19 protein-coding genes are annotated in these 22,381 nt (G+C 36.3%); 15 read left to right on the top strand and 4 right to left on the bottom strand.

Annotated elements, in window-relative coordinates; translation table 11 throughout:
• Positions 1-156: 156 nt before the first annotated feature.
• The 3 genes from pgi to ubiA all read left to right on the top strand — a co-directional run bounded on the left by pgi (position 157) and on the right by ubiA (position 3,591).
• Positions 157-1,803 carry a glucose-6-phosphate isomerase gene (gene pgi, locus MNY66_RS14065; protein ID WP_047257462.1) on the top strand — a complete coding sequence of 549 codons (1,647 nt, stop codon included), beginning with the start codon at positions 157-159 and terminating at the stop codon, positions 1,801-1,803.
• 391 nt (positions 1,804-2,194) lie between these two features.
• Entirely contained in the window at positions 2,195-2,701 is a 507-nt protein-coding gene (ubiC, locus tag MNY66_RS14060; protein WP_420915489.1) for a chorismate lyase, read from the top strand.
• Positions 2,702-2,736: 35 nt separating this feature from the next.
• A complete protein-coding gene (gene ubiA / locus MNY66_RS14055) occupies positions 2,737-3,591 on the top strand; it encodes a 4-hydroxybenzoate octaprenyltransferase (RefSeq protein WP_047257461.1) in 855 nt (284 codons plus the stop codon).
• A 125-nt stretch (positions 3,592-3,716) separates the two neighbouring features.
• Here the strand turns inward: ubiA and plsB are convergent, their stop codons facing one another.
• The gene (plsB, locus tag MNY66_RS14050) at positions 3,717-6,221 is read right to left on the bottom strand and encodes a glycerol-3-phosphate 1-O-acyltransferase PlsB (RefSeq protein WP_241501113.1); all 2,505 of its coding nucleotides are present in this window, start codon (positions 6,219-6,221) and stop codon (positions 3,717-3,719) included.
• 131 nt (positions 6,222-6,352) lie between these two features.
• Between plsB and MNY66_RS14045 the strand changes: the two genes are divergently transcribed.
• Together MNY66_RS14045 and lexA are read left to right on the top strand one after the other, a co-directional pair.
• Positions 6,353-6,730 carry a diacylglycerol kinase gene (locus tag MNY66_RS14045; protein WP_047257459.1) on the top strand — a complete coding sequence of 126 codons (378 nt, stop codon included), beginning with the start codon at positions 6,353-6,355 and terminating at the stop codon, positions 6,728-6,730.
• A gap of 148 nt (positions 6,731-6,878) precedes the next feature.
• Positions 6,879-7,496 carry a transcriptional repressor LexA gene (lexA, locus tag MNY66_RS14040; RefSeq protein WP_047257458.1) on the top strand — a complete coding sequence of 206 codons (618 nt, stop codon included), beginning with the start codon at positions 6,879-6,881 and terminating at the stop codon, positions 7,494-7,496.
• A 168-nt stretch (positions 7,497-7,664) separates the two neighbouring features.
• Here the strand turns inward: lexA and zur are convergent, their stop codons facing one another.
• Positions 7,665-8,192, bottom strand: coding sequence for a zinc uptake transcriptional repressor Zur (zur, locus tag MNY66_RS14035; protein ID WP_053907475.1), 528 nt, complete (start codon positions 8,190-8,192; stop codon positions 7,665-7,667).
• Positions 8,193-9,276: 1,084 nt separating this feature from the next.
• Here zur and MNY66_RS14030 point away from each other — a divergent pair.
• The 7 genes from MNY66_RS14030 to MNY66_RS14000 all read left to right on the top strand — a co-directional run bounded on the left by MNY66_RS14030 (position 9,277) and on the right by MNY66_RS14000 (position 15,608).
• Positions 9,277-9,870, top strand: a complete 594-nt coding sequence (locus MNY66_RS14030) for a fimbrial protein (protein ID WP_047256252.1) — start codon at positions 9,277-9,279, stop codon at positions 9,868-9,870.
• Positions 9,871-9,960: 90 nt separating this feature from the next.
• On the top strand, positions 9,961-12,444 hold the full coding sequence (locus MNY66_RS14025; protein WP_241501112.1) for a fimbria/pilus outer membrane usher protein: 2,484 nt from the start codon (positions 9,961-9,963) through the stop codon (positions 12,442-12,444).
• Between the two features lie 19 nt (positions 12,445-12,463).
• Positions 12,464-13,198, top strand: coding sequence for a fimbrial biogenesis chaperone (locus MNY66_RS14020; protein WP_047256251.1), 735 nt, complete (start codon positions 12,464-12,466; stop codon positions 13,196-13,198).
• A 16-nt stretch (positions 13,199-13,214) separates the two neighbouring features.
• Positions 13,215-13,700, top strand: a complete 486-nt coding sequence (locus tag MNY66_RS14015; RefSeq protein ID WP_241501111.1) for a fimbrial protein — start codon at positions 13,215-13,217, stop codon at positions 13,698-13,700.
• 18 nt (positions 13,701-13,718) lie between these two features.
• Entirely contained in the window at positions 13,719-14,213 is a 495-nt protein-coding gene (locus tag MNY66_RS14010) for a fimbrial protein (protein WP_241501110.1), read from the top strand.
• Complete coding sequence (locus tag MNY66_RS14005; protein WP_241501109.1) at positions 14,213-14,752, top strand: fimbrial protein; 540 nt, start codon at positions 14,213-14,215, stop codon at positions 14,750-14,752. The genes MNY66_RS14010 and MNY66_RS14005 overlap by 1 nt, the downstream gene beginning before the upstream one ends.
• A gap of 7 nt (positions 14,753-14,759) precedes the next feature.
• Positions 14,760-15,608, top strand: a complete 849-nt coding sequence (locus MNY66_RS14000; RefSeq protein ID WP_047256247.1) for an MrpH family fimbial adhesin — start codon at positions 14,760-14,762, stop codon at positions 15,606-15,608.
• Positions 15,609-15,676: 68 nt separating this feature from the next.
• On the opposite strand, the gene MNY66_RS13995 is transcribed toward MNY66_RS14000, so the two are convergent.
• Positions 15,677-16,153 carry a hypothetical protein gene (locus MNY66_RS13995; RefSeq protein WP_241501108.1) on the bottom strand — a complete coding sequence of 159 codons (477 nt, stop codon included), beginning with the start codon at positions 16,151-16,153 and terminating at the stop codon, positions 15,677-15,679.
• Between the two features lie 2 nt (positions 16,154-16,155).
• The gene (locus MNY66_RS13990; protein WP_241501107.1) at positions 16,156-17,160 is read right to left on the bottom strand and encodes a winged helix-turn-helix domain-containing protein; all 1,005 of its coding nucleotides are present in this window, start codon (positions 17,158-17,160) and stop codon (positions 16,156-16,158) included.
• 1,756 nt (positions 17,161-18,916) lie between these two features.
• On the opposite strand from MNY66_RS13990, the gene gntR reads away from it, so the two are divergent.
• The 3 genes from gntR to gntU all read left to right on the top strand — a co-directional run bounded on the left by gntR (position 18,917) and on the right by gntU (position 22,123).
• A complete protein-coding gene (gene gntR, locus MNY66_RS13985) occupies positions 18,917-19,912 on the top strand; it encodes a gluconate operon transcriptional repressor GntR (protein WP_047256244.1) in 996 nt (331 codons plus the stop codon).
• A 310-nt stretch (positions 19,913-20,222) separates the two neighbouring features.
• Positions 20,223-20,759 (top strand): gluconokinase, encoded by a 537-nt coding sequence (gene gntK / locus MNY66_RS13980; RefSeq protein WP_047256243.1) that lies wholly within the window; start codon positions 20,223-20,225, stop codon positions 20,757-20,759.
• 26 nt (positions 20,760-20,785) lie between these two features.
• Entirely contained in the window at positions 20,786-22,123 is a 1,338-nt protein-coding gene (gene gntU / locus MNY66_RS13975) for a gluconate transporter (RefSeq protein ID WP_167308877.1), read from the top strand.
• Positions 22,124-22,381: the final 258 nt, after the last annotated feature.

Raw genomic sequence — 22,381 nt, 5'->3', positions numbered from 1 at the left:
AGATTTCTTTGAATTATTTAGCCCAGAGTCATAATTAGCTCTGGAAAAATGGGCTGGAATTGACCAATATCAGCAAAGCACAAAAAAAGAGTCTTTATCTGGTTTTGACAGGTTACAATCTGTCCTCAAATTAAAATTGTCTGGAGAGTATTATCCATGAAGAAAATCAATCCAAGTCAAACAGCTGCCTGGCGTGCATTGGAGCAGCATTTTGCTGAAATGAAAGACGTTCATATGCGCGATTTGTTCAAGCAAGAAACGGATCGTTTTACCCAATTTTCGGCAACGTTCGACAACCAGATTCTGGTGGACTTCTCCAAAAACCGAATTACTGAAGAAACGTTGACCAAATTGCAGGCGTTAGCGCAAGAAACCGACGTAGCCAGTGCAATTAACAGCATGTTCAGCGGTGAAAAAATTAACGGAACGGAAGACCGCGCTGTTTTGCATATTGCTTTGCGCAACCGGGCGAATACGCCAATTTATGTCGATGGGCAAGATGTTATGCCTGACGTGAATGCGGTGCTGGAAAAAATGAAGCATTTTAGTGAGCGTATTATCAGTGGTGAATGGAAAGGATTTACCGGTAAAGCCATTACGGATGTAGTGAATATTGGGATCGGAGGCTCTGATTTAGGGCCATTTATGGTAACAGAAGCATTAAGACCGTATAAAAATCATTTAAATATGCATTTTGTTTCCAATGTTGATGGCACTCAGATTGCTGAAACACTAAAACCTCTAAATCCAGAAACCACGTTATTCCTTATTGCGTCTAAAACATTTACTACCCAAGAAACAATGACTAATGCGCTTTCAGCGCGTGATTGGTTATTAGTAAAAGCAAAAGATGAAGCACATATCGCTAAACATTTTGTGGCTTTATCCACCAATAAACAACAAGTTGAAAAATTCGGCATCGATGTCGATAACATGTTTGAATTCTGGGATTGGGTCGGCGGACGCTATTCTTTATGGTCAGCGATTGGTTTATCCATTGTTCTGTCGATTGGTTATGACAACTTTGTGCAATTACTCAGTGGCGCACATGCCATGGATAAACATTTTACTAGCACACCGTTTGAAAAAAACATTCCCGTATTACTCGCCTTGATTGGTATTTGGTATAACAATTTCTTTGGTACTGAAACCGAAGCTATTTTGCCTTATGACCAATATATGCATCGTTTTGCCGCCTATTTCCAACAAGGAAATATGGAATCAAACGGTAAATATATCGACCGTAATGGACATAAAGTCAGTTACCAAACCGGCCCAATTATTTGGGGTGAGCCAGGGACTAATGGGCAACATGCGTTTTACCAATTAATTCACCAAGGAACTAAAATAATTCCTTGTGATTTTATTGCACCAGCGGTAAGCCATAATCCATTAGGTGATCATCACAGCAAATTACTCTCTAACTTTTTTGCTCAAACTGAAGCCTTGGCATTTGGTAAAACTCGCGAAGTTGTAGATGCAGAGTTTGCGGCTCAGGGCAAAGATCCGGCAGCGATGGAATACGTTGCACCTTATAAAGTGTTTGAAGGTAATCGCCCAACTAACTCAATTTTGCTCAAGGAAATCACACCTTATTCACTGGGGGCATTGATTGCTATGTATGAGCATAAAATATTTGTTCAAGGTGCGATCCTCAATATCTTCACCTTTGACCAATGGGGGGTTGAACTGGGCAAACAATTAGCCAGCCGTATCCTGCCTGAATTAGAAAATGAAGCTAAAATCGACAGTCATGACAGTTCAACTAATGGATTGATTAATAGCTATAAAGCATGGCGTTAATCGATTAAATCATGCCTGATTAAATAGAAACAGCCTGACTCAGTTCAGGCTGTTTTTTTTATGGTGCATTCACCATTCCATTCTATTATTTTTTGAGACTCATATAGCTTGTTTACTTTTTTTTAACAAATTGTTTTGTTATCAACTTTTTATATAATTTATTGCCAATCTTTAAGCGTGTGATGAAGCAACGTGATATCCTTTTAGTATTGAAATAATATAGTTATTAAGCGTTAATTAATTGATCTACGTGAGATAACTTATTCGACAGAGAGCCTATTTCATAAAACTTATCAGATGGCATTTTGTCGACTTTTAGTCATTAGTTTTAAATTCAATTAACATTTAGATAGTTATAATGGCCAGACTTATATTAGTAGTGGAATGAATGATGATAGATGAAACGGTTTTGACCTCCCGTCCTATAGCATGGCAGGTAGCCGAAGAAATATCCGTACCGGAAAAAATACACGACTGGTTAATGGAATTAGGGTCGATGACTCGACGCTTTGAGCAATATTGTCAACAAGTGACTGTCGAGCCATACCAAGAAAAATTTATCACTGCGGCTGAATTAAATCCGGGTGAGGCCGATTGTTTATCTATCAGTCAGCGATACTGGCTGCGAGAAGTTATCCTATATGGTGATAATATTCCTTGGTTATTAGGGCGAACTCTGGTTCCTGAAGAAACATTAGTCGGGGATGAACAGCGATTAGTTGATTTAGGCACGATTCCGTTAGGAAAATATCTTTTTAGCGGCAACAATCTGACACGAGATTATATTCATATAGGCAAACAGTGTGATCGCTGGGTTAGACGTTCTCTGTTACGGCTTTCAAATAAGCCCTTGTTATTAACTGAATTATTTTTACCTGAATCACCTGCGTATAAATAGAATAGATTAAGGAGCGCAATAAATTGGAGGGACGTATGACGCTGAGCAAATGGCAGGCATATAGCCGTTTAATGCGTATTGATAAGCCTATTGGCTCATTATTGCTGTTATGGCCGACTTATTGGGCCTTATGGATGGCGGCCGAAGGAATGCCAAATTTTCACCTGCTGGTGGTATTTACTGCCGGGGTATTTTTTATGCGGGCTGCGGGCTGCGTTATTAACGATTTTGCAGATAGAAAATTTGATGGTCACGTTGAAAGAACGAAACATCGACCTTTACCTAGCGGGCATGTAACTGAAAAAGAAGCCAAGATATTATTTATCTCGCTGGTGCTGATTTCATTCTTATTAGTTTTAACACTGAATACGATGACTATTTGGCTATCGATTGCGGCGTTGGCATTAGCCTGGATGTATCCTTTTGTTAAACGAGTGAGTAACTTACCACAAGTGGTATTAGGCGCCGCTTTTGGTTGGTCTATTCCAATGGCATTTTCTGCCGTTGGTGGAACATTACCGCTCGTTTGCTGGCTGCTGTTTATGGTCAATATTATTTGGTCTGTGATTTATGATACCCAATATGCGATGGTTGATCGTGATGATGATTTAAAAATAGGGGTTAAATCGACGGCTATTTTATTTGGTCAACACGACAAAATTATTATCGGTATTTTGCAATTAATCATGCTAGGGATCCTATGTGTGATTGGTCAGCTGGCTGGGTTAGCGGGGATTTATTATTGGACATTATTATTGGTGATGGCCTTGTTTGTTTATCAGCAAAAATTAATGACCGATCGAGAACGAGCTCCGTGTTTTCAAGCATTTAAAAATAATAATTATGTCGGATTAGTTTTGTTAATTGGTATTATATTTAGCTATATCTAAGCTAAGCCAATTTAAGCGCAGTAGCTATTAAGCTAGTTTATCAATAAAAAAAGGTCTGGCAGATGCCAGACCTTTTTTATTCATCAATTAAAATAGAGTTAATGTGATGATACTTTATAAATTAACTATTTTTCGTCTTTATCACGGGTAGCTATCGAGTCATCCTGAGGGGTAACAGAGAGTTCGCTGGGGGATATCTCTTCAGGTTGACTCACGCTTTCAATAGTTAATCTGATTTCTGGTGACATCAGTTTAGCTATCACGCTGTAGAGCAACTTAGCGTTGGCTGTAAAGATATCATTATTGGTATTATCAATATAACCTTCGGAGCGCAGTGTTTCGACCAGAGTAGAGAAGACCGCTTTATCGAAGAACTCCGGGGCATTAATCCCATGCAGTACCGATAAACGCTGAGCCAGAATACGGCTCTCTTTTTCCAGCGTATTACGGCTAATCTCCGGCGTGGCATTTAATAACGACAAGGTAATAGCATACCGTTGTAATGTTTCACGAACGCCAGCCGCCAGTAATTGAAGTGGACGAATACGATGCGGATTATGCACCAACATATCGTCTTCTTTTAGAGTAATTAACCGCTGATTAGCTAACTCATCTAGCAGAATATCAATAACTTCAGACAGTGACTGTTTATCATAACGCATAAACAATTCAGCTTTCAGGAATGGATAAATTAACTCAACCTGATAATGAATATCTTCGCGTCCGATCCGCCCATGATGCAGAATAATACAGGCTATCAACGATGGTAAAACCAAGAGATGATGAATATTATTACGATAATAAGTCATCAGAACAGCATTTTCTCGCGGCAGAATAATCAGATCGCCCATGCTGTCTTTTTCGACTTCGAACTTATCCATCTGTAATGCGTGATTTAGCAGTTCATCCGCGGTTTTATTTGGCGTAGTAGCATCTGCGGTATACGGCACGTTACGCAGTAATTGCAGATAACAATCCACCTGTTCCACCAGTTGCTCACGGGTTAATGCGCGTTGTCGTGATGCCAATAATGCGGTTGAACATAAGTTGATCGCATTAGCTGCGGCTGCATTATTGATATTTACCATAATGCTTTCGGCTAAATCACTGACCGCTGGGTTTAACCAACTTGGACGTTGTGGCTCGATAGGATCGATAGATTCACGCCAGTTTGGAACCCGCTGATTTAAATAGTGACTTAAGGAAATAGGCTGACCAAAGTTAACATATCCTTGGCCTAGTTTACGCAGTTTACGCAAACCACGGATCATAGAGAAAAAGCCTTCTTTCTCTTTCTCAGCGCCTTTAAGCTCCTTCGCATAGGTCGCAACTTCCATCACATGCTCATAGCCGATATAAATAGGCACGATAGTGATAGGGCGAGAATCGCCGCGTAACATGGCCTGTAATGTCATCGACAAGGTGCCGGTTTTCGGCTGCAATAATCGACCGGTACGAGAACGGCCGCCTTCAACAAAGTATTCAATCGAATAGCCGCGAGCAAACAGTTCGCTTAGATATTCACGGAAAACAGTCGAATAAAGCTTATTGCCTTTAAAGGTACGGCGAATAAAAAAGGCGCCTAAACGTCTAAAAATAGGGCCTGCCGGCCAAAAGTTCAGATTAATCCCCGCGGCGATATGCGGTGGCACAAGCCCTTGATGATAAAGCACATAAGATAATAAAAGGTAATCCATATGGCTACGATGCGAAGGAACATAAACAATTTCATGTCCATCTTGTGCCAATTGCCTAACGCGCTCAGCGTGCTGAACATTAATACCTTGATATAAACGGTTCCATGTCCAACTTAATACCCTATCTGACAGACGAATAGCTTCATAAGAGAAGTTAGCGGCTATTTCTTCCATCATATTTACAGCATTTTGTTGCGCTTTTTTAAGCGGAATTTTCTTGCTGCGAGATTCATCCTCAACGGCTTTTTCAATCGCTTTTGACGTTAGCAATTTATTGAATAAATCTTGGCGTACCGGCAGTTTTGGCCCAACGGCAGCTAACCGTTGACGAGAATAGTGAATACGGGCGACGCGTGCCAATTTATTGGCAATAATCGAATCGGTGCCGTGTTCTTCAGCCATAACGCGCATTGATACTGGCGGGGAGAAGCGTACAAAGCTATCTCGACCTAGCCACAGAGCGGCAAAAAATTTCTGCACTCCATTAAGTAAGCGTAATTGCGGGGCTGAGTTATGTCCTTCTCGACCTGGCGAGCGACCAAACATTACCGAAGCCGGCAGCATTTGAATATCCAGATTTGGATTATTACGATGCAAATCAAGATACGCATGAAAGGTTTTGACCGAGTCTTTGCGAGGATCTGGGGAATAATAGCGGAACACCCGCGGGCCATCATCAATAAAGACATAAGCCGGTAATTTAGTGCCATTAATATCGACAGAATTTAACGGATCCGGTAATCCAATAGCCAGACATTGTTGTCTTAACGTCAATAAGTCAGCTTTTGAATGATACGGCAACACATACAGCGTCGGGCTCGTGGTATTGAGTCCTAATTCTGTAATGGGATCAGTCGGAATAAGTTTACTTTTTACCAAAAACTTTAATGGTAAATTCAACATGTTATAATATAGTTTACGCCAAAGTGACATAAATTGTTATAGCCTCTTGTTAGCAATACTGCGCAAGCATACCAGAAATCAACCCGTAGATCTGTTGAACCGAGACAACTTTTTATCACTTAATAGATTTTATTTTCCTTTATTAAAGAGAGCATTTATTGATGGCAAACCAAACAAAAGGGTTAACAAGGGTTATAAAAGCAGCAGGATACTCGATGAAAGGGTTGAAAGCGGCTTGGATTAATGAGGCGGCTTTTCGCCAAGAATCAGTTGCGGCAATTTTAGCCATTATTTTAGCTTTTTACCTCGATATAAATTATCTCGAAAGAATTTTATTGATTAGCGCCGTAGTTTTGGTGGCAATTATTGAGTTGATTAATAGTGCTATAGAAGCCGTTGTTGACCGTGTTGGCAGTGAATACCATCAATTATCCGGGAGAGCCAAAGATATTGGTTCAGCCGCCGTATTTGTGTCGATTGGCTTGGCATTATTTATTTGGGCAATGATTCTGTGGCAGCGTTATGGCATGAGTTATTAAATCAATAATAATTATTACTGACGCTTATTGTTCATTTATTATATCAATAATGCATAGGAATCCAGAGATTTCACGTATTTAACGGTTTCCAATCGCCATTTACCTGTATATACTCACAGTCAGACTGTATAAACAAACAGGGGGCGAGATGAAAGCATTAACTGCAAGGCAACAGCAGGTTTACCAGCTGGTGCGTGATCACATTTCGCAAACGGGTATGCCACCAACGCGTGCTGAAATAGCGACAAGTTTAGGATTCCGATCGCCGAATGCGGCAGAAGAACACCTTAAGGCATTAGCACGAAAAGGGGTGATAGAAATCGTTTCTGGCGCCTCCCGTGGTATTCGTTTGCTGCTAGAAGAACCAACAGAAACGCCAGGACTACCGCTGATTGGCCGCGTGGCTGCGGGCGAACCATTATTGGCAGAGCAACATATTGAGAGCCATTATCAGGTCGATCCAGTATTGTTTAAGCCACACGCGGATTTTTTACTGCGGGTTAGTGGTATGTCGATGAAAGATATAGGGATTATGGATGGCGATCTGCTAGCTGTGCATAAAACTCAGGATGTTCATAACGGGCAGGTTATTGTTGCGCGTATTGAAGATGAAGTCACTGTAAAACGTTTTAAACAAGTCGGTAATAAAGTTGAACTAATAGCTGAAAATCCTGATTTTGAGCCTATTGTTGTCGATCTGCGTGAGCAGAGCTTTACTATCGAAGGATTAGCTGTCGGTGTTATTCGTAACGCAGATTGGTATTAGTTTTTGATAGCAAAAATAACCTAATTAACCGCGATAAATGCATTGTAGTTATTGATGTATAGTTATTGATGTATAGTTATTGAGGCATAGTTAAGGTTATCACATAAATTATGTTCCGAGGCAGATGCGCTATTTTCCTCAGTGAAAATAAACCATCTGCCAACTATCTTAGATTTTCTTCTTTATATTGGTCTGACGTTGTTGATGGCTATGATCATGCCCACAATGTTCCGGATGAGCACAATTTTCTTTTTCGTAGCACTGATGACATAAACCATGATTTTCAACCACCGTATGGCGGATATGAAAATTAGCGTTTTCTGCAAGGTTAACAATCGCCGCTTCAATGACTGAACAATCACTCTCGGTGACACTGCCACAACCATCACAAATTAACATGACGGAAATATGGCTAGGATTATCCAGATGGTGACAAATAACAAAACTATTTGTTGATTCTATTTTATGGATAAATCCTTGTTCTAGTAGAAACTCCAGCCCTCTATAAACCGTCGGTGGCTTAGCCTGCGGCTCTATTTCACGCAATAAATCCAGAAGATCATAAGCACTAATCGCGCCCGGTTGTTCTGCAATGAGGCGCAATACAGTTGCACGTTGTGGCGTTAGTCTGACGCCTCTTGATTGGCAAATAGTCTCTGCCATGACGAGTAATTTATTGCCGACGATATCTTTCATTACGTGGGTATCCGGAAACAGAAGTCTGCCGATATGCTATCACAGATCTCAGCCAAAACAGATAGCTGACAGATAGCTAAAGAGGGGGAGTTGTAGGTAATGAAAATGAGAATAAAAACAAATAACATATAACAAAAAGAAAACAAAAATTATTAATAGAGATACCACAAGATAACAATAAAGTTGTATTTGAATTATATTTAACATTATTAACAGTAATTTAAATTCAAACTATCGACAAAATAACATTAAAGGTATTTTATTAATAACTCATTAATTTAAATTACGTTAAGTATTAATTTATTGTTTAATGATAGCACGACGGGGGAGTAATTATACGTACTTTTTAAATTTTTATAACTTATATATATTAATGAATAAAAAAAATTATTCGAATAAGACTTTTCTTAGCTGATTTTTATAACTTACTTTTTAAGTTTGTTTAATATGATATGAGTTATATATAAATAAAGATAAATATTGAATTATCGAATTTTTAATCTAAATAATCTCATTTATTCAGTTCATGATTTTGATTGCTGTTATATTAAACAAAATAAAAAAATCACATTAAATTTAATCAATGAATAGCATTGATATTGCCTGAGCTAAATTAAGCCAATAAACCACTGCCGTTCGGCAATATTTAGGTTTTAAACCTGTATTTTTACCTTAAGTATATTTGTACATTATTGACTATCAGTAAATGTACTTTTTTGACAAATAATTCTAAAACTATATTATTAATGCCAAGTGAAAATAAGTGTTTCTAAATATTTCATTATTTTGATGTAATCATTAAAAATGATTTTCAGCATTATAAATTGAAATTCATAAACATATCTTCACTGACTAAATGAGTATTTACTAAAAAGTAAAAATTTTAATTGAGATTAGGTAAAAGAAAGATAAGAGGCAGCATTGCTTTTTATAGATGAATTATTTCGATTCTAGAGAAATTCTATTATACCAAAAAAAGTAAATTAATAGATTTCATAAGGATATTCAGCTTCAAATACTGAGATAAGGATGACTAGATTAGAATTAATACAATATTTTATGAGAGAGTAGAAGGAATTATATGATGAAAGCAAAAGCATTAGTATTTGGTTTATCAGCCATGATTTTATCTGGCATAGCATTAGCTGAAGATGAGGGTGCCGTTGATCGCCCTCTAGCGCCTGGTGCAACATATGGCACAGTAAAATTTCAAGGGTCAATTAATGATGTACCATGTTCAATTGACGAAGCAAATAAAAACCAAGTCGTTAAATTCGGTGATATTGCTTTGCATGAACTGACCTCTAATAAATTCCGTTCAGACAGTGAGAACTTCGATATAGTTTTAAAGAATTGCTCAACAGAAACCTATAAAAATGCTCAAATCACCTTTAGTGGAGCAACGGTAAGTGGCATTAAGGGCTTTACTGGCGATTTACTGGGCTTAGGCGGTAAAGTTGAAAATGCAGGTATTGCAATTACTGACCGTGCAGGAACTAAGATTGTTTTTGGTCAATCTTTCCCTGCCAAAGGAAGTGAATATACATTGAATAATGGTGATGGAATAGAAACTAAATTATCATTTTCTGCTTATGTAAAAGGTAGTGAAGATACAGCTAAAAAAGCAACTACCGGTAATTTTGATACTGTAGCTAATTTTAAAATTAATTACCTATAATTTCATTTAAGGATATATGGCACATTTGTGTCATATATTCTTAGTTATTTTATTAGCCATATTAATTTAAAGTGATGATAAGTGAAAAGCATGAACTTAAATAAAATAACAAAAATCATGCTGCTATTACTTATACCTACATTCGTATTCGCTGAAGAGCCGGTTGATTTTAATACCGATTTTTTAGATGACACTTCTTCACAAGATACTGATTTTAGTAAGTTTTCTGTGGCTAATTATGTTTTGCCAGATACTTACTCTCTCTCTTTATTCGTTAATAAACAGCAAGTTTCTGATGAAAAAGAAATAGAATTTATAATTCCTAATTATAATGAAAATGACTCTATTCCTTGTATCACCAGAGAATTATTTAATTTATTTGGCTTAAAATCCGAATGGAATAAGAAAATAACGTGGCTAGATAATGGTATTTGCTTAGATCCTCGTTCTATACCAGAAATGACATTATTTACAGATCTAGGCAAAAACTCTTTAAATATTGGTATAGCCCAAGCTTATATGGAATATAGTGACCCTTATTGGGACCCCCCTTCCCGTTGGGATGACGGTATTCCAGGCTTTTTTATTGATTATAATGCGAATAGTAAAATTACTAAATATCAAGGCAATACCCACTCTACAGGTCGTGAAACAGGAGCGACTATGATAGGGGTTATGGGATTGAATATTGGACCTTGGCGTGCCAGGGCTGATTGGCAATCACAAATTGGGAATAAAAATACTGGGGATAAATCTTGGCGCTGGAATCAGCTTTATATTTTTAGAGCTATCCGATCATTAAGCTCACGATTTATTTTTGGAGAGCAATATTTATCATCAACCTTATTTGATAGCTTCCTTTATATTGGTGCGAGTTTGGAAACTGATGAATCAATGTTTCCTCCTCATCTTGTTGGCTATTCGCCTGAGGTGGCAGGAATTGCAAAAACCAACGCGACCGTCGTCGTTAGACAGAATAATAGTATTATCTTTCAAACTGAAGTATCTCCCGGACCGTTTAGGATCCAAGATGTAAACTCGTTTGGGGGAGGGACTATGGATGTGTCAATTGAAGAGCAAGATGGTTCAGTTCAGACATTTAAAATAGAAACCTCATCGTTAGGTACATTGACTCGTCCTGGACAATTTATTTATAAGTTAGTGCTTGGTAAACCCTCGAAGAATGAACATAAAACGGAAGGGGCACCATTTTCTTTAGGATCATTTTCTTGGGGGGCAACTAATAATACAACGATTTATGGTGGGTTACTCGCGTCTGTTGAGTATCAAAATATGGCCTTAGGTATTGGACGAGATTTAGCCCCATTCGGTGTGCTATCTGCAAATATTTCCCATTCAAGAGCCAAAATGGGAAGTGTATTTAATGACCAAATATTATCGGGTAACTCTTATAATATTAACTATTCCAAACGATTTGATGAAATAAATAGTCAAATTACTTTTGCGGGTTATCGATTCTCAGAAAAAAACTATATGAATATGAATCAGTTTATTGATCGCCGTTACAAAGGATTATCTACTGATAATGGGAAAGAACTATACTCGATTATTTTTGGTAGTGCCTTACCAGAGCTAAATACTAATATATATTTGAACTACTCATACCAAACTTATTGGAATAAGCCAACTACAGATCAATATAGCTTAACTATATCAAAAATATTCGATATGGGATCATTTAAAAATTTAAGTGTGAATTTATCCGCTTATAATATCAGATCTAAATATACCAATAATAATGGGATGTATATTAACTTAAATATTCCATTAAAAGAAAGTAATTCAAATATAAGTTATGCCTCATCACTAAATAGTGGTGTTTTAGATAGCTCAATAAATTACTATAATCGCATTGATAAAACCAGCAGCTACTCATTATCAGGTGGAACTTATAATGGTAATGAGGTCGTTGCTAGTGGAGGGTATAATTATGAAGGTGATAATTCTTACATGGTTTTAAATGGTAATTATATCCAAAATAATCAGACCTCATTATCAATGCAATTAAGGGGCGGATTAACTGTAACGCCTAAAGGTGCTGCTTTTCATCGAATGATGTCAGCAGGTTCTTCACGTATTTTAGTGGATACTGATGGTGTCTCTAGAGTTCCAGTATCTATTGGTATAGTTCCAACAAGAACTAATATTTTTGGTAAAGCGGTTATAAATTCAGCTTCAGATTATAGCCGTAGTAATATTCGTATTGATCTAGAGAGCCTTCCTGATGATATTGAAGCATTTAATTCTATGCAAAATATTACTTTAACCGAAGGAGCTATTGGTTATAGAAAATTTCAAGTAATTGAGGGCCAAAAACTAATGGCAATAATTACAGATAAAAATAACCAACATCCTCCTTTCGGAGCTTCTGTACGTAATAAAAATAATATCGAAGTCGGTATTGTGGCAGATAGTGGATTTACTTATATATCAGGTATAAAACCACAAGAAAACTTAATTGTCTTATGGGGAAATAATGAATGCAAAATATCATTACCCGATTTAATTGAAGAGGAATTAACTACTACAATGTTACTTCCGTGTAATATTTAACCTTTCAAGGAGAATTTATATGAATTTAAATAAACTAGCTATTAATTCATTAATCACAACACTTTTATTTTTATCATTTCCATCTTTTAGTGCAATAGCATTAGATAGAACACGTGTGATTTATAATGAAGGTCAAAAATCAGTTAGCATTGGATTAACTAATGAAAGTAAAGATAAACCTTATTTATCACAGACATGGTTAGAAAACGAACAAGAAGAGAAATTAAATACCCCCTTTATAATTACTCCCCCAGTACAAAGAATAGAGTTTAATAGTAAAAGCCAAGTTAAAATTCAAGCAATAGGAGCGGTATCTAAATTACCTCAAGACAGAGAAAGTGTTTTCTATATAAATGTTAGAGAAATCCCACCGAGAAGTAGCGATGTAAATGTATTGCAAATAGCTTTACAAACAAGAATAAAATTATTTTACCGCCCTAAAGGTTTAGGCTCAAATGAACGTATGGAAGAAAATCCATTAGCAAAAGAAATTAGCCTTATAAAGACAAATAATATTTACACAATGAAAAACCCAACGCCATATAATTTAACGGTAATTAAAATTGATGTTAATAATAAAAGCATAGATAGCTTTGAAGGAATAATGATTGAACCATTTAGTCAAAAGAAATTAGAGTTAGCCGGTAATAATTTAGGTGATTCTCCATTTATTTATTATTTAAATGATTTTGGTGGTTTAGCCGAGTTAAGATTTAAATGTCAAGGCCAACAATGTTTAGTGATATCTAAGTAAATAATAGGAAGTTATGATGAACATGATAAAAAAATTATTAAGTATTATATTATTATGTTCTGTTTCTTCAGCTGCCTTCTCGTTTGCTGGTTTTTTATATGTTGAAGTTAAAGGTGAAATCTTAGCACGTCCATGTACCATTAATAATGGAAAGGCTATCAAGATAAATTTTGGTGATGTATATTCTAAAGATATAGACGGTGAGACGTATATACAAGACATAAATTATAATGTTGAATGTAAAGGGGCGTTAAATCCGACAATGAAATTAGGCATTATTGGCTCAAGTGCATTATTTAATGATGAATTATTGAAAACTAGTATAGATGATTTAGGTGTAGCATTTAAAGTGAATAAAAAACATCTTGCTATAAAAGATAAGATTTCATTTAGATATAAAAAGCCACCTAAACTTTCTGCTTTTTTAGTGAAAAAAAATAATGCTGATTTGCCTGGCCGTGCATTTTCCGCAAGTGCAATTTTGCAAGTGGAATATCAATAAATAATGGTAGTTATATTTATGAAATTTAGAAAATTTATTTATGTTATTTTATTTTCAAATTTATTTTTAATATTAACAGTTTCAGCTAGAGATAATGAAGTTGATTTAAAGATAACCGGAAATATTTTACTTCCACCACCTTGTAAAATAAATCAAGGATCTAATGTTGATGTTAACTTTAGGGATGTATTAACAAAGTCAATTAAAGGTCTTGAGCAAAAACGAGAAATTAATTATCAGATTGAATGCGGCTATAATAATAATAACTGGGATATGTATTTGAGTGTAAATGGCATAAAAAGTAATTTTGATAAAAATGGGTTAAAAACTAATATAGATAATTTAGCCGTGAAATTTTCTCTTGACCATGAAATGTTAGAACTAGGAAAGAAATATCGTATTAATGAAAATACACTTGGAACCTTATGGGCTATCTTAATAAAGAAAAAAAATAGTGAGTTACCTTCAGGTTATTTTTTTGCCACTGGTACTTTGTTGGTGGAGTACAAATAATGAACAATTCGTTTATTTATTTTTTGTTTTTTATCTTTTTTTTTGGTTGTGATTCTTTACGTTCAACTAAAGCTGAAAATTTAAAAATACATGGTTCTTTGATTAATTCACCTTGCAAATTATTACCTGGTGATGATGATATTAATGTAATTTTTAATAATTTTATTCTTAAAGAATTATATGAAAACAATCAAGGCTGGGAAAAAAAAGAGTTTATAATTGTTTTTTCTGAATGCGATATTTCAGTAATTAATAGTTTTAAAATTAAATTCTCAGGTATTGAAAGTCCAACTATGAAAGGTTTTCTAGCTGTAGATCAAGATAATTTAAAACAAGATGTAGCTATTGGAATAGAAACGGGAGAGGGTTTTTTTTTACCAATTAACCAATTCTCTTCATTAATAAAAATAGCAAAAAATGGCCGCAATGATATGGTTTTTCGGGCATATTTAAAACCAACAAAAAAAGCTATAGACAGTAAAAAGATAAAAAAAGGTAATTTTTCAGCAAAAGCTATTTTTACTTTCGCTTACAATTGAGGATATTATGAAAATAAAAAAAACAGCAATAATCATAAGTTTATTATTTCTTCCATATTATTGTTTCGCTGCTTCTTATTTTTCATATGTTACAGATATTGAACGTTTATCAGGAAAAAACTGGCGTTATTCTTTTATTCTAGAATACTGGAAAGTATCGCCTTATGATGTTAATCCATGTAAAACAGATTTACCTGGTTATAAATGTTATTTATCTATCAATCATTTACACTCATTACCCAATAAGGGGGGATCAGGAAGAGTAAAATCGACCCCTTGGAAATGTGATATAGATTTTTCAGACTATTCATCTTTGAGCGATGTTTATAGTGATGCAGTTAATTTATGTGGTTTAAGATTACCATTTCAAGGGACTACAGAGCATCATGGCGAAATCCAAGCAGATGAATGCATTGGTTTCTTTTTGAACAAAAGTAAAAGTGCGGCTTATGGCATTATGGTGTCAAATGGTATTTGTGGTATTGCTCCTCCCCCTACAGGGAAATGTTATTTCGCAGGATCAGGTAGAATGGAAATTGATCATGGGCTTTTGAGTGATATTGATGTTGATGGAGATTTTCAAAGCAGTACTTTTGAGGTTATTTGTAATCAACCAATGACACTGAAAATAAGATCGAACATGGACGGTCCGGTATTAAATTTACGCCCCGATGGTAGCATTGGTTCAGAGATTAAAATCAATAATATTGCAGCAAATATTGGTTCTACTATTAGATTAAAGGCTAATGATAGACGAATAGTTAATATTACATCTAAACTTATTACGAGTAACAGTGGAATTTTACCCCCTGGAAAATTTTCTGGCGTAGTTACATTGGTACTTACTATTCCTTAATTTCATTTATTTCTGATATTATCAATAGCATTATTGATAATATCAATTTATTCATTGTAAGGATTATATTATTCAGAATAACAAATAAACCTTGATGAATCCTCACTTCGTAATATATAAATACCATCTTCATATTTAAAAAGTCGAGCATAATAACTGATATCATTAGCTCCAATTTGTATGAATTCACCTAATACATTATCAGGAATATTATCATTAGATTTCACTGTTGAGCTAGTGAAGTTTATTTTATAATTTCCTTTTTTATTTATTTCTTCATATGTTACATTGATACTTCTATTGATTATATAATCTTGCTCACCTTTGCTTACTGAACCATGAATACTAAGTATGCCTTGTTTATTATCAGATAGGATGACTTTATTTTTGGTTGACATAACCAAGGGAGCGGTATGATTTATTTTTTTATACCACACACTATTAACTTCACAAGTATAGACTTTTGGCTTTAAGTAATAAAAAGTAAATGATATTAAGCTTATTGGTATACAAATAGCCATCGCAGTAAGTATGCTTTTTTTCATCTTTATAGTCTCTGTTGATTAATAGAGATACAATTCATTTTTTTGTTATTAATTTCATCACAAACTCCGATGAAATAATCTCCATTTATATCAATGCTAGTATTATTATGCGAAAGAAAAATAAACTTATCACCTTGAGTACAAGATATATTATTATCATTAAATATCTTTTTTATCATTGTGATATCATAATCATTTAGATTTCTATGACGTTGTGATGATATCTGTAAACTACAATGATCTATTTTAGTTATTTCATTATACTTGGCTATTTGACTAAATGAAAAACTATTTTTTGAAGTGAACAAAAATAAGCAATATAAAAAAAACACTATGATTATAATAACTGCCCCGGTTTTAGTTTTTCTGCTGTCTTTAAAAACCCTTATTTTATGTGGATAAAAGGGAGTTTTTTTTATCTCAGGTACGATAGTAATAGATTTTTCATCATTATTATCAATAATCGGCTGATATGTTTTTACACAATTATCTGTTTTTTCATTATTTAAATCTTGATCTTTAGATGCCGCTATTTCTTGTTTTGAGCTTACGGAAACTTCATTATTATCTTTAGTTTTTATATTTTGTTGAAATGAAATTTCATCATGATGATCGATACTATCAGTATTCACCGATTCTTGATTATTATGTTCGGTAGAAAAATATTGCTTTATTTCACCGTCTAATCGAAATCCCTTTTTAGGTATTGTTACTATAAGCTTAGGGTTTTCACCTAATTTTTCTATTTTTTTTCTTATCTCGCTAATATAAGTATTTAAATTATTATTTGAACCTACTAATCCATGATTCTCCCAGACGTTGGTTAATAATTCGTCTCGAGTCGCTAAGTGTCCATTCTGATATAACGTAATTAATTCGTTAAATAATCTTGCCGCAGGCTTAGATAATAACTCTATTTTATTCTGATCACTTTGTTGACTTAAGGTACAGTCTTCAGGTGAGAATAATAGTGTATTATTAATGATATAGGTTAAATTATTAATCATGGTGATATGCTATATCTCTGTTTAGTGAAAATAGAAAAGTAATCATCTTAAATAAAAATAATCATCTTAAATAATAGAAAGAAATGATTCATTTCATCCATTACTTTTATTAAAAATTAATTCCATTGGATGGTTGTTGTTAATTATTAGCGTTTTTATCTTCCTAGTCTAGTTATTATAATATACAACTTCAAGTTTTCTAATATGTAATATCTTGCTGGTTTTAGTTATTAATTTTGTCAGGGATAGATAAATGTTAACTTGATTGATTGAATGGTGACTTGTTTTGGCTAAATCATTTAATTTATGTGATATATATGGTCTTTTAGTCTGTGTTTGTTATTATTCTGTAATTGATATGCTTCAGAGTAATAAGTTGAAATATCTTGATATCCAGCGTTAAGAAATGATTTAAATTAAATTTATTTAATTTTAATTTGAATTGTTATTTTTGTGTGGTGACTCTCAGTTTTGTTGATTATAAAAGTTTAACGTTTAGCATATTATAGTTTATTTACTCATAACGGGTGTTAAAATGTCATCTTGAGTTAATTAAATGGATTTTAATATTCACATTCTATTCCTAGCCAATAATTACCTCCTACCTCTATATAGCCATTGGTCAATGAATATGACTTATCAAACAAATTATTAACTGAGGCATAGGTTGATAGACCCTGACTCAATCATAATCTACTGGTAGATCAATTTTAGAGGAACCTGCAATTTTCTCATGACAATCCCCCTGATTATATGCCCAAGCACGGGCTTCCTTAATGGTTTAATGGATATAAATTTTCTCTATAAAAAGATTTTATGGGAAGGTAATTGAGAAACGTGTTTTATGCTTTCATGTTTAGGCTCGGCATAACTATAACTATAACTATAACTATAACTATAACTATAACTATGATGATAACTGACATCTGTTTGTATCCAATTTGATATTTGTCCATTAATTGCGACACCCAGCCCCCTATAATCAACTCGGCGTCTATCAGAGATGAACAATTGTACAGTATCACTATTATCTAAATGATATTTAGCCATACCTTCGCTACTTTTACGCCAGTCATAACCAAGACCGCCGATAATATCCCGCCGATCAGATACTACCCATTGGTATTTGTAGCTAAAGACCCACTTTCATCTTGATGGCGATCATCGGGGCGTTCGACGACCGAGTGATCGATGAATATCTTCTTTCCTGTGCGCGGCAAAAAAGAGCCGAGCGCGTTCACGTCAACTAATATCTAAACGTAAATCGGTTGCGTTACTGTCATCATCATAATGACTCGTGGATAATCTTCCAAATAACTCAGGTTGATGATTAGACGCCAGATCTATAGATGAGGACAGATAATTCAGTGCGGCTGGGCTGCAAAGGAGGTCACAAAGGTTGTTCTCTTTATTTTCATCGGGAGGTGACCGCTCATTAATCAGTGAAAGTGAGTATCGTTATGATTTAATCTATATAGCGAGTGGAATTAACTGAGATGAGTAGCAGAGTTAATTGAAAAAACAAGAAATAACAAGGTTATGTGATATAAATCAGCAAGTAAGAATTGCTATCTCATCTATGATCACAGAACATACTCTTCTGTTCTGTGATCATAGACTTTCAGCGCACAGAATATACGCTCAGATAGCGCAATCTATTTTCAGATAGGACAATCTATTTTCAGATAGGACAATCTACTTTCAGATAGCATAACATGCGCCTAAAGGTGTGGTATCAGGATAACTAAAATATTATATGAAGAAAAAAAGACCCTCTTTACAGGATGTTGCTGATCAGGTCGGGATCACCAAAATGACCGTCAGCCGCTTTTTACGTAATCCGGAACAAGTTTCGGCATCATTGCGTACGCGTATCGCTCAAGTGGTTGATGAATTAGGTTATATTCCTAATCGAGCGCCCGATTTACTCTCCAATGCGACCAGCCATGCTATCGGTGTTTTGCTTCCATCACTAACCAACCAAGTATTTGCGGAAGTTATTCGAGGTATTGAATCAGTGACCGACCGTCACGGTTATCAGACCATGCTGGCTCATTATGGCTATCGACCAGAGCAAGAAGAAGAACGCTTATTATCGTTACTGTCTTACAATATAGATGGACTCATTCTGGCGGAAAGAACGCATACCGAGCGCACCTTGAAAATGTTGAAAACTGCCGGTATTCCGGTGGTGGAAATCATGGATAGCGTGTCTCCTTGCCTTGATGTTGCGGTAGGGATCGATAACTTTGCGGCTTCGCAACAAATGACCACAGAGATGATTAAACGAGGATGTCGGCGGGTGATCTATCTAGGGGCGCGTCAAGATGAACGTACATTAATTCGACTCGCAGGATATGAAAAGGCGATGCACGATGCCGGATTAGTGGCTGGTAATGTTATGACGCCGGTCAGTTCATCCTATTCATTAGGGGTTGAATTACTGCATGCCGCCCGTGAAAAATACCCTGATGTTGACGGTCTATTTTGTACCAATGATGATATTGCGATTGGTGCTATTTTTGAGTGTCAGCGGCTGGGGATCAAAATTCCCAAGCAATTAGCTATTGCCGGTTTTCATGGTCACGATGTTGGACAAGTCATGAGCCCAAAACTGGCGAGTATTCTAACGCCCAGGGATAAATTAGGACGCAAAGCCGCAGAAGTGTTGTTAGCCAGAATAAAAGGGAAATCACTCCCCCGTAAATTATTTGACGTCGGTTTTGAGTTGCTGCCAGGGGAAAGTATCTAATTAGCAAGACGGTTATCCGCTGATTAGTGAGATAACCATCACAATTCCATCTCTTTTTTAGGGTCTTTGATTGCCAAATATAGTTTGGCTACTGATAATGTACTCGCTACTGTTACCGGTAACAAAAAATAAAAAATTAACTAAAAAAGTATTTATAGCCGCGATAATTTGCGTTGCAGACAGCCAAATAAGACTAACTGCTCCTAGCACTCAGGTTAATTCTTGATGGATTAGCTCTAGTTTTACCAAGAAAGTGGGCTATCTACAGGCAAAGATTGCTGGATATTAAAAAAATACCAAGGAGTTCTTAATGAGTGATACCCAAAAACAACACTATGCATTTGTCCTGATGGGGGTATCAGGCAGCGGTAAATCAGCGGTTGCAAATGGCGTTGCACAACAGCTGGGTGCCGCATTTTTAGATGGCGATTTTTTACATCCAAGGGCCAATATTCAGAAAATGGCCGCGGGCCATGCACTCAATGACCAAGATCGTACACCGTGGTTAACCGCATTAAACGATGCCATTTTTGCCATGCAACGCACCAATCAAGTGTCTTTAATTGTCTGCTCTGCTTTGAAAAAAGAATATCGAGATAGACTAAGAGACGGCAATAAGAACTTGTTTTTCCTCTATATGCAAGGCGATTTTGACTTGATTGAAAGTCGCCTTAAAAGCCGTAAAGGACACTTCTTCAAACCTGAAATGTTAGTTTCTCAATTTCAGACGTTGCAAGAACCTAGTCAGGATGAAACTGATGTCCGCGCAATAGATATTCGTTTACCACTCGATGAAGTGATCGCGAATACGGGTGCTGTCATCCAACATATTGTTTCTGGAGAATAATTATGACAGTCCCCACAGTTGAAGCGCTGAGTACCATGACACTGGTATTAACCGCGGTTGGATCGGTTGTTTTACTCTTATTTTTAGTCATGTATGCCCGTTTACATGCATTTGTGGCGTTGATGATTGTATCGATTGGCGCGGGGTTATTCTCCGGCATGCCAGTACAGCAAATCACTGAAACCATGCAAAAAGGAATGGCAGGTACCTTAGGGTTTTTAGCCATTGTGGTCGCATTAGGCGCTATGTTCGGTAAAATTCTGCATGAAACCGGAGCATTAGACCAAATCGCCGCCAAATTATTGAATACCTTCGGAGAAAAACGCGCTCACTATGCCGTCGGTATTGCCGGGCTGATTTGTGCATTACCTTTATTCTTTGATGTGGCTGTGGTGCTATTGATTGGCGTGGTTTTTGCGGTAGCAAATCGTACCGGCCATAACGTGGTTCGCTTGGCTATCCCCTTGTTTGCAGGAGTTGCGGCGGCCGCCGCATTCTTATTACCGGGACCAACACCGATGCTGGTTGCCTCACAAATGGGGGCTGATTACGGCTGGATGATCTTGATTGGGGCGTGTGCCGCGATCCCCGGTATGATCCTCGCCGGTCCATTATACGGTAACTTTATTAGTAAATTTGTGACTATTGATATTCCAGCAGATTATCAGGCGCCCAATACAGACCACACTAAAATGCCAAGTTTTGGGTTTAGTTTATCTTTAGTGCTATTCCCATTAGTGTTAGTCGGATTAAAAACCATAGGTACACATTTTGTCACCGCAGGCTCTACGGTTGAACATTGGTTAGAATTTATTGGCCATCCCTTTACCGCTTTATTATTAGCGTGTCTATTAGCGATTTATGGCCTTGGATTCCGCTACGGTATGAGCAAAGATAAAGTGATGGAAGTGTGCTCCTCGGCTATCCAACCGGCAGGTATTATTCTGTTAGTCACTGGGGCGGGTGGGGTATTTAAACAAGTCCTGATTGACTCGGGTGTAGGCCCAGCACTCGGTGATTCATTGATTGGTGCCGGCCTGCCTATTGCATTTGCTTGCTTTATTTTGGCGGGGGCCGTGCGAGTGATCCAAGGCTCTGCGACAGTCGCATGTTTAACCACAGTAGGCTTGGTTCTGCCGGTGATTAGTGAATTAGGTTACTCTGGCGGACAGCTAGCCGCATTAGCCATTTGTATCTCTGGGGGATCTTTAATTCTTAGCCACGTCAATGACTCAGGTTTCTGGCTATTCGGTAAATTTACCGGCGCTACGGAAGCTCAAACCCTGAAAACGTGGACCATGATGGAAACCATTTTGGGCACCACGGGAGCGATTGTCGGCATGATCTTCTTTGCTTTCTTATAAGCTAACTTTCTTATAGGCTAATAAGCTAAGCACTGAAACCAGAGGCTAGATGAGACAGTTATATCCATCTCATTGATTCAATCGAGTTCAAAACATGGCTCTGTTAGGTTAATCACCGACAGAGCCATTTTTTATAGCTAATTTCATACAGTTCACGCATTTCGATGTGAGCCCCATTCAGTACTCGCCCCGTGTTAACTCTGCGCCAATGAGGCTCACACCGTGACAGTCGGTAAATCTTATACTATACTGCAAGTA

The organism is Moellerella wisconsensis (assembly GCF_022592395.1).
GTDB classification, from domain to species: Bacteria; Pseudomonadota; Gammaproteobacteria; order Enterobacterales; family Enterobacteriaceae; genus Moellerella; species Moellerella wisconsensis.
This window is presented reverse-complemented; position numbering and strand designations above follow the sequence as displayed.